Here is a 15,541-nt window from a genome sequence, read left to right on the forward strand (position 1 = left end):
CATGCACGACCTTGAATTGACCGAAGAGCAGGTGATGATCCGCGACATGGCCCGGGACTTCGCCCGCGGTGAAATCGCCCCCCACGCCCAGGCCTGGGAAAAGGCCGGCTGGATCGACGACGCCCTGGTGGCGAAGATGGGCGAGCTGGGCCTGTTGGGCATGGTGGTACCCGAGGAATGGGGCGGCACCTATGTCGACTACGTGGCCTATGCCCTGGCGGTGGAGGAAATCTCCGCCGGCGACGGCGCCACCGGCGCGCTGATGAGCATCCACAACTCGGTGGGCTGCGGGCCGATCCTCAACTACGGCACCCAGGCACAGAAAGAAACCTGGCTGGCGGACCTGGCCAGCGGCCAGGCGATCGGCTGCTTCTGCCTGACCGAACCCCAGGCCGGCTCCGAAGCCCACAACCTGCGCACCCGTGCCGAACTCAAGGACGGCCAGTGGGTGATCAACGGTGCCAAGCAGTTCGTCAGCAACGGCCGCCGGGCCAAGCTGGCGATCGTCTTCGCGGTGACCGACCCGGAGCTGGGCAAGAAAGGCCTGTCGGCGTTCCTGGTGCCCACCGATACCCCGGGTTTCGTGGTCGATCGCAGCGAACACAAGATGGGCATCCGCGCCTCGGACACCTGCGCGGTGACCCTCAACCAGTGCACCGTGCCCGCGGCCAACCTGCTGGGCGAGCGCGGCAAGGGCCTGGCGATTGCCCTGTCCAACCTCGAAGGCGGGCGCATCGGTATCGCCGCCCAGGCCCTGGGCATCGCCCGTGCCGCCTTCGAAGCGGCGCTGGCCTACGCCCGCGACCGGGTGCAGTTCGACAAGCCGATCATCGAGCACCAGAGCATCGCCAACCTGCTGGCCGACATGCACACCCGCCTCAACGCCGCGCGCCTGCTGATCCTGCATGCCGCACGCCTGCGCAGCGCCGGCAAGCCGTGCCTGTCGGAAGCCTCCCAGGCCAAGCTGTTCGCCTCGGAAATCGCCGAGCAGGTCTGTTCCTCGGCGATCCAGATCCACGGCGGCTACGGCTACCTCGAGGACTACCCGGTGGAGCGCTACTACCGGGATGCGCGGATCACCCAGATCTACGAAGGCTCCAGCGAGATCCAGCGCATGCTGATCGCCCGCGAGCTGAAGCACTATCTGCTGTAACCCCGAAATCCTCGCAAACCTGGCAGCGGCTACCCAGGCACCGCACCTGTAGCCGCTGTCGAGCACCAGCGAGGCTGCGACCGACTGCGAAGCAGGCGCTGACCAGTCAACGCGTTTACCCAGCCAGAATGCAGACTCAGGCTTTGCGGCAACTGCGTTGCCGATCGCAGCCTCGCTGGCGCTCGACAGCGGCTACGGGGATCGTGGGCACAAAAAAATCGCAGCCAAGGCTGCGATTTTTTTGTAGCGAGGGCTGGATCAGCGGTCCTTGAACTGCGCCTCGCGCTTGGCGATAAAGGCCGCCATGCCTTCCTTCTGGTCTTCGGTGGCGAAGGCTGCGTGGAATACCCGGCGCTCGAAACGCACGCCTTCGGAGAGGCTGACTTCGAAGGCGCGGTTCACGCTTTCCTTGATCATCATGCTCACCGGCACCGACTTGCTGGCGATCAGCGTCGCGACCTTCAGCGCTTCGTCCAGCAGCTCGTCGGCCGGCACGATCCGCGCGACGATGCCGCAACGCTCGGCTTCCACCGCATCGATAAAGCGCCCGGTCAGGCACATTTCCATGGCCTTGGCCTTGCCCACGGCGCGGGTCAGGCGCTGGGTGCCGCCCATGCCCGGCAGCACGCCGAGGTTGATCTCCGGCTGGCCGAACTTGGCGTTGTCGCCGGCCAGGATGAAGTCGCACATCAGCGCCAGCTCGCAGCCGCCGCCCAGGGCAAAGCCGTTGACCGCAGCGATGATCGGCTTGCGCCGGTTGGCCACCCGGTCGCTGTCACTGAACAGGTCGTCCATGTAGATCTTCGGGTAGGTCAGCTCGGCCATTTCCTTGATATCGGCGCCGGCGGCGAAGGCCTTCTTCGAGCCGGTGAGGACAATGCAGCCGATCTGCGGATCGGCCTCCAGGCGGTCCAGGGCCTGGTTCAGTTCGCTGACGATCTGCGCATTGAGGGCGTTCAGCGCCTGGGGACGGTTGAGGGTGATCAGGCCGACGCGGTCCTTGATCTCCAGCAGAATGGTTTCGTAGCTCATCGAGGGATTCCTTGTTAAAGATTGCGCGAAATGACCATGCGCTGAATGTCGCTGGTGCCTTCGTAGATCTGGCAGACCCGCACGTCGCGGTAGATGCGCTCCAGGGGGAAGTCGTTGAGATAACCGTAACCGCCCAGGGTTTGCAAGGCGGCGGAACAGACCTTCTCGGCCATCTCCGAGGCGAACAGCTTGGCCATCGAGGCCTCCACCAGCGCCGGCTTGCCGCTGTCGCGCAGGGCCGCGGCATAGTGCACCATCTGCCGCGCCACGGCGATCTGGGTGGCCATGTCCGCCAGGCGGAAGGCCACGGCCTGATGCTCGATCAGCGGCTTGCCGAAGCTCTGCCGTTCCCGGGCGTAGTCCCGGGCCGCCTCGAACGCGGCGCGGGCCATGCCCACCGATTGCGAGGCGATGCCCACGCGGCCGCCTTCGAGGTTGGCCAGGGCGATCTTGTAGCCCTCGCCCTCCGCGCCCAGGCGGTTGGCCACCGGCACTTTTACATCCTCGAAGAGGATCTGGCAGGTATCGGAGGCATGCTGGCCGAGCTTGTCTTCCACCCGCGCGACGCTGTAGCCCGGCGCATCGGTGGGCACGATAAAGGCGCTGATGCCACGCTTGCCGGCCGCCGGGTCGGTCACCGCGAACACGATCACCACCCCGGCGTTCTGCCCGGAGGTGATGAACTGTTTGCAGCCGTTGAGCACATAGTGGTCGCCTTCCAGCCGCGCCCGGGTTTTCAGGCTGCTGGCGTCGGAACCGGCCTGGGGTTCGGTCAGGGCGAAGGCACCGAGCATGGCGCCACTGGCCAGGGGCTTGAGGAAACGCTCCTTCTGCTCATCACTGCCGAACTTGAGGATCGGCACGCAGCCCACCGAGTTGTGCACGCTCATGATGGTCGAGCAGGCGCCGTCGCCGGCGGCGATCTCTTCCAGGGCCATGGCGTAGGCCAGGTAACCGGTGTCGCAACCGCCCCACTGCTCCGGCACCAGCATGCCGAAGAAGCCCAGCCCGGCCATCTCGGCGATGGCCTCCTTGGGGAATCGATGCTCGCGGTCCCATTCGGCGGCGAAGGGTTTCAGCCGCTCCTGGGCGAACTGCCGGGCGGCGTCGGCGATTTGCGTTTGTTCGTCATTGGGCAGCATGGTCAGTCCTCAATACAGGCATTCGACGGCCATGGCCGTGGCTTCGCCGCCGCCGATGCAGATCGCTGCGACGCCGCGCTTCAGGCCTTTCTGGCGCAGGGCCGACAGCAGGGTCACGATGATCCGCGCGCCGGACGCGCCGATCGGGTGGCCCAGGGCGCAGGCGCCGCCATGCACGTTGACCTTGTCGTGGGGGATTTCCAGTTTCTGCATGGTGACCAGGCTGACCACGGCGAAGGCTTCGTTGATTTCGAACAGCTCGACCTGGTCGATGGACCAGCCGGTTTTCTTCAGCAGCTGCTTGATCGCGCCGACCGGCGCCACCGGGAACAGGCCCGGGGTATCGGCGAACGCCGCATGGCCGTGGATCACCGCCAAGGGTTTGAGACCGCGCTTTTCGGCCTCGGAACGACGCATCAGCACCAGGGCCGCGGCGCCGTCGGAGATCGAGCTGGAGTTGGCCGCGGTGACCGTGCCGCCGTCGCGGAATGCCGGTTTCAGCGTGGCGATCTTGTCCAGCTTGGCCTTGGGCGGCTGTTCGTCGTCGCTGACGGTTTTCTGTTCCTTGCCGACGGTGACCTGCAACGGAACGATCTCGGCCTTGAAGCTGCCGTCCTTGATCGCCTGCTGGGCGCGGGTCAGGGAGGCCACGGCAAAGGCGTCCTGGACTTCGCGGCTGAAGCCGTTGTCCTGCGCGCAGTCTTCGGCGAAGGTGCCCATCAGGCGGCCCTTGTCGTAGGCGTCTTCCAGGCCGTCGAGGAACATATGATCGAGTACCCGGCCATGGCCCATGCGGTAGCCGCTGCGGGCGCGGTCCAGCAGGTACGGCGCGTTGGACATGCTTTCCATGCCGCCGGCGATCACCACCTCGGCGCTGCCGGCCAGCAGCATGTCGTGGGCCAGGATGGTGGTTTCCATGCCCGAGCCGCACATCTTGTTCACCGTGGTGCAGCGGGTCGACTTGTCCAGGCCGGCGCCCAGCGCCGCCTGCCGCGCCGGGGCCTGGCCGAGGCCGGCGGGCAGCACGCAACCGAACAGCACTTCATCGACGGCGTCGCTGGCGACCCCGGCGCGTTCCACCGCGGCCTTGATGGCGGCGGCGCCGAGTTGCGGTGCGGTCAGGCTTTTCAATTCACCCTGGAAGCCGCCCATCGGGGTGCGGACGGCGCTGACGATAACAATCGGATCGTGGTTCATGGTCAATCCTCCTTATTTGGCGGCCATGCGCAAGGCGCCGTCGAGACGGATCACCTCGCCGTTGAGCATGCTGTTGGTAATGATATGCCCGACCAGCGCGGCGTACTCCTCCGGCTTGCCCAGGCGCGGCGGGAACGGCACGCCGGCGGCCAGGGAGTCGCGCACTTCCGGGGTCATACCGGCCATCATCGGGGTCTCGAAAATCCCCGGGGCGATGGTCATCACCCGGATGCCGAAGCGCGCCAGCTCGCGGGCGGCCGGCAAGGTCAGGCTGGCGATGGCGCCCTTGGACGCGGCATAGGCGGCCTGGCCGATCTGACCGTCGAAGGCTGCCGCCGACGCGGTATTGATGATCACCCCGCGCTCGCCGTCGGCGTTCGGTTCGCCTTCGGCGATGGCCGCGGCGGCCAGGCGCAGCAGGTTGAAACTGCCGATCAGGTTGACGTTGATCACCTGGCTGAAGCTGGCCAGGGCATGGGGGCCGTGCTTGCCGAGGATCTTCTCGCCGCGCACGATACCGGCGCAGTTGACCAGCCCGTGCAGGCCGCCGAACGCCTTGACCGTCGCCTGCACCGCCGCGGCCGCGGCCACTTCGTCACAGATGTCGGCGACCGTGCTCTGGCAACCGAGCTGCCGCGCCTGGGCCGCCACGGCCTCGGCATTGAGGTCCACCAGCATCACGTTGGCGCCGGCCTTGACCAGCATGTGCGCGGTGGCCGCTCCGAGACCGGAAGCGCCGCCGCTGACGAGAAAAACCTTGTTTTCGATCTGCATCATGAGTTCCTGGGTGAGTCAGGCCGAAGCCTTGTGCGCCGCGGCCTCTTGAGCCTTGGCGATTTCCTGGTTGCGCAGGATGAAGCGCTGCAATTTGCCGCTTGGGGTTTTCGGCAATTCGCTGACAAATTCGATTTCACGGGGGTACGAGTGCGCGGCCAGGCGCTTGCGCACATGCTGGCGCAGCTCTTCGGCCAACTCCGGCGCCGCGCGGTACTGCGGGCTGAGCACGACGAAGGCCTTGACCAGCTCGGTACGCTCCGGATCGGGCTTGCCGATCACCGCCGCCTCGACCACCGCCGGGTGCTCGATCAGCGCGCTTTCCACGTCGAACGGGCCGACCCGGTAGCCCGAGGTGGTGATCACATCGTCGCTGCGCCCGACGAAGCTGATGCTGCCGTCCGGGTTCAGCTCCACGGTGTCGCCGCTCAGGTAATAGTTGCCGACGAAGGCCTTGGTCACCACGCCGTCGTAGCCGTTGAACCAGCACATCGGCGACTGGCTGCGGTCGATGGCGAGGATCCCCGGCTGGCCGACCGAGAGCTCCTGGTAGTTGTCGTCGAGCACCACGATGCGGTGGCCCGGCGAGGCGAAACCGGCGGAGCCGACATGCACCGGGTGCTCCAGGCCGTGGTGGTTGCACAGGACCATGCCCAGCTCGGTCTGGCCGTAGTGGTCGTGGATCACCACGCCCAGGTGATCGGCGAACCAGCGGATCACCTCGGGGTTCAGCGGCTCGCCGGCGCTGCTGACGATGCGCAGCTTGCCCTTGATCGAACGGGCGAACTCGTCGCCGCCGGCGATCAGCAGGCGGTAGGCGGTGGGCGATCCGGTGAGGTTGGTGATGCCGTACTTGTTGATCACCCGGCAGGTGCTTTCCAGGGTGAAGGGACCGTCGTAGAAGGTGATCGGATGGCCCATGCCCAGCGGGCCGGTGACGCCGAAATAGATGCCGTAGGCCCAGCCCGGGTCGGCGACGCTCCAGAACGCGTCCTCAGGGCGCAGGTCCACCGCGTCGCGGGTGTAGTTCTGGAACGCGACTATGGCCTTGAGCGGCACGTACAGCGCCTTGGACGGGCCGGTGGTGCCGGAGGTGAACATCAGCAGGAACGGGTCTTCGCCAGTGAGCAGCACCGGCTCGCACTGCGCCGGGTAGTTGGCCAGCTCGGCCCAGAAGCTGAAGTCGCCACGGACGATGCCCTGGCCCTTGGCCCCGGCGACCGTGACGATGGTCGGGCAGTCGGCCACCTCGGCCAGTTTCGGCCGGTTGACCGCGTCGGTCACCACCACCTTGGCCCCGGAGCTGCCCAGGCGGTGTTCGAGGGCCTTGGGCCCGAAGGCAGTGAACAGCGGCTGGTACACCGCGCCGATGCGCCAGGTGGCGAATACCGCGATCAAGAGTTCGACGTTACGCGGCAACAGGCCGGCGACCTTGTCACCCTTCTGGACACCCTGGGCCAACAGGAAGTTGGCGAAACGCGCGGCCTTGTCTTGCAACTCGCTGAAGGTGTAGGTCGCGCTGCTGCCGTCGCGGCCCTCCCAGAACAGCGCGATGCGCCCCGGCAAGGCGTGCCGGTCACAACATTCGACGCAGGCATTGAGCGCCGCCAGCGAACCCTGCAGGGCCGCATCGACGCTGTGCTGATAATTGAAGTGTGCAGTGGCAGACAAGTAATCGCGCATCGCCAGAATCCCTCACTGTTCTTATTAGGATGGGAACCACAGAAACAACAGGCAGATACTGGCGCCAGGGCCCTGACGGGACAATGGTCAAAGCTTTCAAGTTGCGTGACTGGTTTGGCCAAAAAAGCCATGGCGCCCTGTAGCCTTGTAGCCGCTGCCGAGCACCAGCGAGGCTGCGCTCAATCGCGCAGCGATTGCAATCCAGACAACGCGCTCTACCTGGCACACCGCGAGCTCAGGTTTTGCGGCCACTGCGTTGCCGATCGCAGCCTCGCAAGCTCGGCAGCGGCTACAAGGGCTACGGTGTATCAGGTCGGGTCGTTGAGGATCAGGCTGCGGTAATGCCCGGGGTTGGAGCCTGACCATTTGCGGAAGGCCTTGTAGAACGAGCTGGCGTCGGCGAAGCCCAGGCGGCTGGCGATTTCGCTGAAGCTGATCTGCGGCTCGGCCAGCCAGGCGATCGCCAGTTCCTTGCGCACCCCGTCCTTGAGGCCCTGGTAGGTCTGCCCCTCTTCCGCCAGGCGCCGGCGCAGGGTCGAGGCCGACATGCACAGGCTGTGGGCCAGGCTTTCGGTTTCCGGCCACTGCACCGCAGGCAACTGCCGCAAATCGTGACGGATGCGACTGGCCAGGCTCTCCGGATCGCGGTACTTGACCAGGATATTGGCCGGCGCCTGGGCCAGGAAGCGCTTGAGTTCGTCAGGGCTGCGCTTGATCGGCAGGTCCAGGCAGTCGGCGGCGACGATCATCCGCGTGCGCGGCCGGTCGAAGCGCAGGTTCGGCGAGAACATCACCCGGTAGTCGTCGCAGAAATCCGGCGCCGGGCAGCGCAGCTCGATGGCCAGGATCGGGATGCGCCGCCCGGCCAGCCAGCAGGCCACGCCGTGGACGATCATCCAGTAGGTGAAATAGGTGAAGGCCCGGCGCGGCTCCTGCTCGTCCTCCAGCAACACAATCTCCGCCAGGCTCTGCTGGCGCACCAGTTGGGCCGGCAGGTGTTCGAGCATCAGCGACAGAAAGGCCAGCCCGGACGCCAGGCCCGCCGCCAGGTTCGGCTGGGCCATGGCGCTGCGGCAGAGAAACGCCAGGCTGCCGGATTTCAGCTTGCGCGGGTCCATGCCGAAGAACTCGTCGTCCGTGCGCCGCGCCAACAGCCGCCACAGGCGCGCATAGGCCGCCGCCGGCACCCGGGCCGCGCCGACCTCCAACTGGGCCGGGTCGATGCCGACCTTGGCCAGCACTTCCTCGGTAGCGGCACCGGGCTCGCAGCTTTGCAGCAGCGCTTCGCGCACCAGGTGCATGGAGATCGTGTCTTTTTCCGCCATTGCGCGTTACTGCTTCCTGCATCAAGGGATAGGCCGGCCATCTTAGGCAGTGACCGGTAAAAATCCAGTGGGCTTTCGGCTAATTCGCGGCATAAGCCCGATATCCAGGGGTAACTTTTACGATACCAAGCAAAGAAATATCCTAAATTCCTCATGATAGATCCGATCAAATAGTGGCCAGCTCTTTTTAGCAATCAATCTCAAATAGGATTCGCTCTCACTAAAAAGAGAGCCTTTCCTATGCCAACGAAAGCCCCCACCGCCTTGCCGCAACAGCGCCTGCTGGCCTCGACCCTGGGCCTTGCCCTCGCCTCCGGCGCTGGGTTGGCCGAAGCCGGCGAACGGCAGAAATCCCTGCAACTGGACAACATCAAGGTCGAGGCCGAGCAACCCGGCTACCAGACCGAACGCTCGGCTTCGGCCAAATACGTCGCGCCGCTGCTGGACACCCCGCAGACCATCACCGTGGTGCCGCCCAAACTGATCCAGGAACAACAGGCCCTGAGCCTGCGCCAGGTGCTGTCCAACGTGTCCGGCATCACCTTCAATGCCGGCGAAGGCGGTGGCGGCTCGGGGGACAGCATCAACATCCGCGGCTTCTCGGCCAACAGCAATATGCAGATCGACGGCCTGCGCGACAGTGCGCAGACCAACCGCTCCGACACCTTCAACGTCGAACAGGTGGAGGTCATCAAGGGCCCCAACTCGGTGTTCGGCGGCGCCGGCACCACCGGCGGCAGCATCAACGTGGTCAGCAAGCAGCCGAAGAACCAGGCGTTCACCCGCCTGGGCGGCAGCCTGGGCACGGACGACTACTACCGCCTGACCCTGGACAGCAACCAGCCGCTGGAAGGCGTCGGCCACGACAGCGCCGTGCGGCTCAACCTGATGGCCCATCAGAACGACGTGCCCGGCCGCGAACGGATCGACCGCCAGCGCTGGGGCATCGCGCCGTCGCTGCGCCTGGGTTTCAGCGACGCCACCCGGCTGACCCTCAGCGCCTTCCACCAGAGCGACGACAACCTCCCCGACTACGGCGTACCGGCCCGGGACGGCAAGAAGCTGGCCGGGGTCAAGCGCGATGCCTACTTCGGCTGGAACAACCTCGACAAGGAAGAGATCGAGCAGAACGCCTTCACCGCCGATTTCGAACATGACTTCAGCGACAGCCTGCGCCTGCAGAACCTCACCCGCTACAGCCGCACCGCCCGCGACACCATCGTCTCCGCGTCCCACGCCAACACCAGCGGCGTGCCGGCGGGCCGCTACCGCCCGGCCGGGCCCCAGGCCTACGGCCGCGACGCCACCACCGAGATGTGGATCAACCAGAGCAACCTGATCGGCGACTTCGAGTTCGCCGGCATGCGCCACGACTTCACCACGGGCCTGGAGCTGTCCCATGAAACCCTGGACCTGAAGACCTACAACCACGGCCTGGGCACGGCGCTGTACCCGCGCGACGGCTACGCCCTGGGCAGCCCGCCCGGCCGCTGGAACGGCCCGGTGAAGAAGGCCACCAGCGGCTACACCGAAACCCGGCTGACGGACCAGGCGCTGTACCTGTTCGATAACATCGCCCTGCACGAGCAATGGGACCTCAACCTGGGCCTGCGCTACGACAAAGTCCGCGGCAAGGCCGACAGCTACTCCGGCGCCCATGTGAAAACCGCGAAACGCGCCGCCGACGACGCCAAGGTCAGCGCCCGCACCGGGCTGGTGTTCAAACCCACCGAAAACGGTCGCCTCTATGCCGCCTGGGGCAACTCCTTCAACCCTTCCGCGGAGAACCTCGCCTCCACCGGCGGCGGCCTCAGCGCAAGCACCGAAGACCTGGCACCGGAAAAGAACGAGACCTGGGAACTGGGCACCAAGTGGGAGCTGCTGGACAAGCGCCTGGAGCTGGATGCCGCGCTGTTCCGCGTGGAGAAGAGCAACGCCCGGGAAACCATGGCCGACGGCTCGACCCAACTGGCCGGCAAGCAGCGGGTGCAGGGGGTGGAGCTGGGCCTCACCGGCCACGTGACCGAACACTGGGATGTGTTCGCCAACTACACCTTCCTCGACAGCGAAATCCTCAAGGCGGCGGATACCGCTTCCGGCATCGCCCGCAAGGGCCAGGCCCTGGGCAACACCCCGCCGCGCTCGCTCAACCTGTGGACCACCTATGAACTGCCGGCCGGCTGGACCCTGGGCTACGGCACCCGCTATGTCAGCGAGCGCAACGTCAGCTCCAGCACCCAGGCCAAGCTGGACGCCTACTGGCTGCACAACGCCATGCTCGGCTACAAGGTCAACCGCAACCTCGACCTGCAGCTGAACGTCAACAACCTGTTCGACAAGGACTATGTGGAACGGGTACGCCAGCAGGCCGGCAGCGACGCCCGTTCCTCGGCCATCGAATACGGCGATGCACGCGCGGCGATCCTCTCGGCCACCTATTCGTTCTGACCCTTCGCTCCAGCGTGAAGCTCCGGTCGACCGGGGCTTCGCCACCGCCTCCCCGCTTCGGCCGTCCTGGCCGAAAACCGATACGCAATCTCCCGCGCCTTACCCACCCCGAGCGGGCGAATCCCCTGTCCGTGGCGGCTTGCGCTGCTGAATGGATTTACCACCAGTGCAAAAAAGTACCGATTCAAGTGTCAGGGATGATTTGTCAGCGTGGTCGTCGAGGGCTTGTAATCAGCCCCACATGCTTCCCGGCATCCGGAAGACACAACAACAATAACTGTCCTTCCGCCGCCCTTCGGGCGCGGAACAGGAGTGCACGATGAAACCCAGCCTCACAGCCCTGCTCGTCACCGCCGGCATGACCCTGAGCGGCGTCAGCCTCGGCGCCCAGACCCTGACCATCGCCACCGTCAACAACAGCGACATGATCCGCATGCAGAAGCTCTCGAAAGCCTTCGAGAACGAGCACCCGGACATCCGGCTGAACTGGGTGGTGCTCGAAGAAAACGTGCTGCGCCAGCGCCTGACCACCGACATCGCCACCCAGGGCGGGCAGTTCGACGTGCTGACCATCGGCATGTACGAAGCCGCGCTGTGGGGCGCCAAGGGCTGGCTGGAGCCGATGAGCGACCTGCCCGCCGCCTACGACCTGCAAGATATCTTCCCCGCAGTACGCGAAGGCCTGTCGGCCAAGGGCACGCTGTACGCCCTGCCGTTCTACGCCGAAAGCTCCATGACCTATTACCGCACCGACCTGTTCCTGGCCGCCGGCCTGAACATGCCCGAGCACCCGACCTGGGAGCAGATCGCTGAGTTCGCCGGCAAGCTGAACCAGCCCGGGCAGGAACAGTACGGCCTCTGCCTGCGGGGCAAGGCCGGCTGGGGCGAGAACATGGCCCTGATCACCACCCTGGCCAACGGTTTCGGCGCGCGCTGGTTCGATGAACAGTGGCAGCCCGAATTCAACGGGCCGGAATGGAAGAACGCCCTGAGCTTCTACGTCGACAGCATGAAAAAGGCCGGCCCGCCCGGCGCCTCCAGCAACGGTTTCAACGAGAACCTGGCGCTGTTCAACAGCGGCAAGTGCGCGATCTGGGTCGATGCCAGCGTCGCCGGCTCCTTCGTCACCGACAAGACCCAGAGCAAGGTCAGCGACCATGTCGGCTTCACCTACGCGCCGCGGCAGGTCACCGACAAGGGTAGCGCCTGGATGTACGCCTGGGCGCTGGCGATCCCCACCAGCTCCAAGGCCAAGGACGCGGCGCGGACCTTCGCCACCTGGGCCACCTCCAGGGAATACGGGGCACTGGTCGCGGAAAAAGACGGCATCGCCAATGTGCCGCCGGGTACCCGCGCCTCGACCTACAGCGAAGCCTATCTGCAGGCCGCGCCGTTCGCCCGGGTGACCCTGGAGTCGCTGAAGGCCGCCAACCCGGGCCAGCCGACCCTCAAGCCGGTGCCCTATATCGGTATCCAGTTGGTGACCATTCCCGAGTTCCAGGCCATCGGCACCCAGGTCGGCAAGCTGTTCTCCGCCGCGCTGATCGGCCAGACCTCGGTCGACCAGGCCCTGGCCGCGGCCCAGCAGACCACCGAACGCGAAATGAAACGCGCCGGCTACCCGAAATAATCCCGTCCTCTGTGGGAGCGAGGCTTGCCCGCGATGAACGATAACGCGGTTATCGGACAGACCGCGGTGCGGCCATCACGGGCAAGCTCCGCTCCTACAGAAAACACACCTGAACGGTTGTGACTGCCATGAATACCTCGACTGCCAACGCTCATCTGGAAATGCCCCAGGCCGTCCGCAAGCGCCGCCTGCTCAACCCCGGCTGGTTCCTGGTCAGCCCCTCGGTGGCGCTGTTGCTGCTATGGATGATCGTGCCGCTGGGCATGACCCTGTACTTCTCGCTGATCCGCTACAACCTGCTGTACCCCGGGGAGAACGAGTTCGTCGGGCTGGAGAACTTCAGCTACTTCCTCAGCGACTCGGGCTTTTTGCCCGGGGCCACCAACACCCTGCTGCTGGTGGGCAGCGTGCTGGCGATCAGTGTGGTGTTCGGGGTGCTGATCAGCGCCCTGCTGGAAGCCAGCGAGTTCTTCGGCCGCGGCCTCGTCCGGGTGCTGCTGATCTCGCCGTTTTTCATCATGCCCACGGTGGGCGCGCTGATCTGGAAGAACCTGATCTTCCACCCGGTGTCGGGGATCCTCGCCGCGGTGTGGAAACTGTTCGGCGCCCAGCCGGTGGACTGGCTGGCCCATTACCCGCTGCTGTCGATCATCGTCATCGTCTCCTGGCAGTGGCTGCCGTTCGCCATCCTGATCCTGATGACCGCCATGCAGTCCCTGGACCAGGAACAGAAAGAGGCTGCACGCCTGGACGGCGCCGGCGCCCTGGCGATCTTCTGGCACCTGACCCTGCCGCACCTGGCGCGGCCGATCGCCGTGGTGGTGATGATCGAGACCATCTTCCTGCTCTCGGTGTTCGCGGAAATCTTCACCACCACCAACGGTGGCCCGGGCTACGCCTCGACCAACCTCGCCTACCTGATCTACAACCAGGCGCTGGTGCAGTTCGACGTCGGCATGGCCTCGGCCGGCGGCCTGATTGCCGTGGTCATCGCCAATATTGCCGCGATCGTCCTGGTGCGGATGCTCGGCAAAAACCTGACTGACAAGCCCTGAGGTGCGCGCCATGACCCTGCAACACTCCCGCCGCCTGCACAGCCTGCTGCTCGGCACCCTGGCCTGGATTATCGCGATCCTGATCTTCTTCCCGATCTTCTGGATGCTGCTGACCAGCTTCAAGAGCGAAATCGAGGCGTTCGCCACGCCGCCGCAGTTCATCTTCACCCCCACCCTGGAGAACTACCTGCATATCAACGAGCGCAGCAACTACCTGGCGTTCGCTTGGAACTCGGTGGCGATTTCCTTCAGCGCCACCGCCCTGTGCCTGCTGATCGCGGTGCCGGCGGCCTACTCCATGGCCTTCTTTGAAACCCGCAATACCCAGCGCACCCTGCTGTGGATGCTGTCGACCAAGATGCTGCCGCCGGTGGGCGTGCTGATGCCGATCTACCTGCTGGCGAAAAACTTCGGCCTCTTGGACACGCGCCTGGCGCTGATCGCGATCTACACCCTGATCAACCTGCCGATCGTGGTCTGGATGGTTTACACCTACTTCAAGGACATCCCCCGGGACATCCTCGAAGCCGCGCGTCTGGACGGTGCCACGCTCAGCCAGGAAATGCTCCGGGTGCTGCTGCCCATCGCCAAGGGCGGCCTGGCCTCCACCGTACTGCTGTCGCTGATCCTGTGCTGGAACGAGGCCTTCTGGTCCTTGAACCTGACCTCGTCCAACGCCGCGCCGCTGACCGCGCTGATCGCCTCCTATTCCAGCCCCGAGGGCCTGTTCTGGGCCAAGCTCTCGGCCGTCTCGACCCTGGCCTGCGCGCCGATCCTGATCTTCGGCTGGATCAGCCAGAAGCAACTGGTGCGCGGCCTGTCCTTCGGCGCAGTGAAATAACCCAAGCACACACCTGTAGCCGCTGCCGAAGGCTGCGATCGGCTCCGAAGGAGACGCGCTCTTGAGGACCTCGAAGGCCCTGCGGGCCTTATCGCAGCCTGCGGCAGCGGCTACACCGAATTATTGAAATCCGGAGAGATTCCATGGCCCACCTGAAAATCAAGAATCTGCAAAAAGGCTTCGAAGGCTTTTCCATCATCAAGGGCATCGACCTGGAGGTGAACGACCGCGAGTTCGTGGTCTTCGTCGGCCCGTCGGGCTGCGGCAAGTCCACCCTGCTGCGGCTGATCGCCGGCCTCGAGGACGTCAGCGGCGGGACCATCGAGCTGGACGGCCGCGACATCACCGAAGTCAGCCCGGCCAAGCGCGACCTGGCCATGGTGTTCCAGACCTACGCCCTGTACCCGCACATGAGCGTGCGCAAGAACATGTCCTTCGCCCTGGACCTGGCCGGCGTGGCGAAAACCGAAGTCGAGAAGAAAGTCGCCGAAGCGGCGCGCATCCTCGAGCTGGGGCCGATGCTGGAGCGCAAGCCCAAGCAGCTGTCCGGCGGCCAGCGTCAGCGCGTGGCCATCGGCCGGGCCATCGTGCGCAACCCGAAGATCTTCCTGTTCGACGAACCGCTGTCCAACCTCGACGCCGCATTGCGGGTACAGATGCGCCTGGAGCTGGCGCGCCTGCATAAAGAGCTGCAGGCAACCATGATCTATGTGACCCACGACCAGGTCGAAGCCATGACCCTGGCGGACAAGGTGGTGGTGCTCAATGGCGGTCGCGTGGAACAGGTGGGCTCGCCGCTGGAGCTGTACCACCGCCCGGCCAACCTGTTCGTCGCCGGTTTTCTCGGCACGCCGAAGATGGGTTTTCTCAAGGGCAAACTGAGCCGGGTCGATGTCCAGGGCTGCGAGGTCGAGCTGGAGGCCGGCACCCGCATCCGCCTGCTGCAGAGCGGTGCCCAACTCAGCGTCGGCAGCCCGGTGACCCTGGGCATCCGTCCCGAGCACCTGGAGCTGGCCCGCCCCGGCGACTGCACCCTGCGGGTCACCGCCGATGTCAGCGAACGCCTGGGCAGCGACACCTTCTGCCATGTGCGCACCGCCTCCGGCGAAGCCCTGACCTTGCGGATCCGCGGCGACCTGGCCAGCGCCTGCGGCCAGCAACTGGAGCTGAAGCTGGACCCCGAACACTGCCATCTGTTCGATGCCGACGGCGTGGCCGTGGCCAGAACCTTGCGCGCCGCCGCCTGACCGACGAGTACCAA

At 65.5% G+C, this 15,541-nt stretch carries 12 protein-coding genes; 6 read left to right on the plus strand and 6 right to left on the minus strand.

Annotated features, from left to right (window positions below):
• Position 1: 1 nt before the first annotated feature.
• The gene (locus tag ACQKQA_RS04705) at positions 2–1,153 is read left to right on the plus strand and encodes an acyl-CoA dehydrogenase family protein (RefSeq protein WP_427554027.1); all 1,152 of its coding nucleotides are present in this window, start codon (positions 2–4) and stop codon (positions 1,151–1,153) included.
• Positions 1,154–1,411: 258 nt separating this feature from the next.
• Here the strand turns inward: ACQKQA_RS04705 and ACQKQA_RS04710 are convergent, their stop codons facing one another.
• From ACQKQA_RS04710 to ACQKQA_RS04735, 6 genes are all read right to left on the minus strand, one after another.
• Positions 1,412–2,185 carry an enoyl-CoA hydratase gene (locus tag ACQKQA_RS04710; protein ID WP_427554029.1) on the minus strand — a complete coding sequence of 258 codons (774 nt, stop codon included), beginning with the start codon at positions 2,183–2,185 and terminating at the stop codon, positions 1,412–1,414.
• Between the two features lie 14 nt (positions 2,186–2,199).
• Positions 2,200–3,327, minus strand: a complete 1,128-nt coding sequence (locus ACQKQA_RS04715) for an acyl-CoA dehydrogenase (protein WP_427554031.1) — start codon at positions 3,325–3,327, stop codon at positions 2,200–2,202.
• Positions 3,328–3,336: 9 nt separating this feature from the next.
• Complete coding sequence (locus tag ACQKQA_RS04720) at positions 3,337–4,530, minus strand: acetyl-CoA C-acyltransferase (protein ID WP_427554033.1); 1,194 nt, start codon at positions 4,528–4,530, stop codon at positions 3,337–3,339.
• A gap of 6 nt (positions 4,531–4,536) precedes the next feature.
• Positions 4,537–5,298 (minus strand): SDR family NAD(P)-dependent oxidoreductase, encoded by a 762-nt coding sequence (locus ACQKQA_RS04725; protein WP_427554105.1) that lies wholly within the window; start codon positions 5,296–5,298, stop codon positions 4,537–4,539.
• Between the two features lie 18 nt (positions 5,299–5,316).
• A complete protein-coding gene (locus tag ACQKQA_RS04730; RefSeq protein ID WP_427554035.1) occupies positions 5,317–6,981 on the minus strand; it encodes an AMP-binding protein in 1,665 nt (554 codons plus the stop codon).
• A gap of 308 nt (positions 6,982–7,289) precedes the next feature.
• Positions 7,290–8,306 (minus strand): AraC family transcriptional regulator, encoded by a 1,017-nt coding sequence (locus tag ACQKQA_RS04735; protein ID WP_427554037.1) that lies wholly within the window; start codon positions 8,304–8,306, stop codon positions 7,290–7,292.
• Positions 8,307–8,546: 240 nt separating this feature from the next.
• Here ACQKQA_RS04735 and ACQKQA_RS04740 point away from each other — a divergent pair, with 240 nt between their 5' ends.
• The 5 genes from ACQKQA_RS04740 (at position 8,547) to ACQKQA_RS04760 (ending at position 15,527) form a co-directional block, all read left to right on the plus strand.
• Positions 8,547–10,754 (plus strand): TonB-dependent receptor, encoded by a 2,208-nt coding sequence (locus ACQKQA_RS04740; RefSeq protein ID WP_427554039.1) that lies wholly within the window; start codon positions 8,547–8,549, stop codon positions 10,752–10,754.
• Positions 10,755–11,112: 358 nt separating this feature from the next.
• Positions 11,113–12,384: an ABC transporter substrate-binding protein gene (locus ACQKQA_RS04745; protein WP_427554106.1), complete on the plus strand. Its 1,272-nt coding sequence runs from the start codon at positions 11,113–11,115 to the stop codon at positions 12,382–12,384.
• Between the two features lie 128 nt (positions 12,385–12,512).
• Positions 12,513–13,439: a carbohydrate ABC transporter permease gene (locus tag ACQKQA_RS04750; RefSeq protein ID WP_427554041.1), complete on the plus strand. Its 927-nt coding sequence runs from the start codon at positions 12,513–12,515 to the stop codon at positions 13,437–13,439.
• 10 nt (positions 13,440–13,449) lie between these two features.
• Positions 13,450–14,280 (plus strand): carbohydrate ABC transporter permease, encoded by an 831-nt coding sequence (locus tag ACQKQA_RS04755; protein ID WP_427554043.1) that lies wholly within the window; start codon positions 13,450–13,452, stop codon positions 14,278–14,280.
• 143 nt (positions 14,281–14,423) lie between these two features.
• Positions 14,424–15,527 carry an ABC transporter ATP-binding protein gene (locus ACQKQA_RS04760; protein WP_427554044.1) on the plus strand — a complete coding sequence of 368 codons (1,104 nt, stop codon included), beginning with the start codon at positions 14,424–14,426 and terminating at the stop codon, positions 15,525–15,527.
• The last annotated feature ends 14 nt before the right edge of the window (positions 15,528–15,541 follow it).

The sequence above is a fragment of the Pseudomonas sp. NPDC089530 genome (assembly GCF_050280705.1).
GTDB lineage: Bacteria > Pseudomonadota > Gammaproteobacteria > Pseudomonadales > Pseudomonadaceae > Aquipseudomonas.

Excerpts from the sequence above, each read along its gene's own strand:
- ACQKQA_RS04735 (WP_427554037.1), bottom strand. The coding sequence starts at position 8,306 with ATGGCGGAAAAAGACACGATCTCCATGCACCTGGTGCGCGAAGCGCTG.
- ACQKQA_RS04750 (WP_427554041.1), top strand. The coding sequence starts at position 12,513 with ATGAATACCTCGACTGCCAACGCTCATCTGGAAATGCCCCAGGCCGTC.
- ACQKQA_RS04740 (WP_427554039.1), top strand. The coding sequence starts at position 8,547 with ATGCCAACGAAAGCCCCCACCGCCTTGCCGCAACAGCGCCTGCTGGCC.
- ACQKQA_RS04715 (WP_427554031.1), bottom strand. The coding sequence starts at position 3,327 with ATGCTGCCCAATGACGAACAAACGCAAATCGCCGACGCCGCCCGGCAG.
- ACQKQA_RS04705 (WP_427554027.1), top strand. The coding sequence starts at position 2 with ATGCACGACCTTGAATTGACCGAAGAGCAGGTGATGATCCGCGACATG.
- ACQKQA_RS04755 (WP_427554043.1), top strand. The coding sequence starts at position 13,450 with ATGACCCTGCAACACTCCCGCCGCCTGCACAGCCTGCTGCTCGGCACC.
- ACQKQA_RS04730 (WP_427554035.1), bottom strand. The coding sequence starts at position 6,981 with ATGCGCGATTACTTGTCTGCCACTGCACACTTCAATTATCAGCACAGC.
- ACQKQA_RS04760 (WP_427554044.1), top strand. The coding sequence starts at position 14,424 with ATGGCCCACCTGAAAATCAAGAATCTGCAAAAAGGCTTCGAAGGCTTT.
- ACQKQA_RS04745 (WP_427554106.1), top strand. The coding sequence starts at position 11,113 with ATGACCCTGAGCGGCGTCAGCCTCGGCGCCCAGACCCTGACCATCGCC.
- ACQKQA_RS04710 (WP_427554029.1), bottom strand. The coding sequence starts at position 2,185 with ATGAGCTACGAAACCATTCTGCTGGAGATCAAGGACCGCGTCGGCCTG.
- ACQKQA_RS04725 (WP_427554105.1), bottom strand. The coding sequence starts at position 5,298 with ATGCAGATCGAAAACAAGGTTTTTCTCGTCAGCGGCGGCGCTTCCGGT.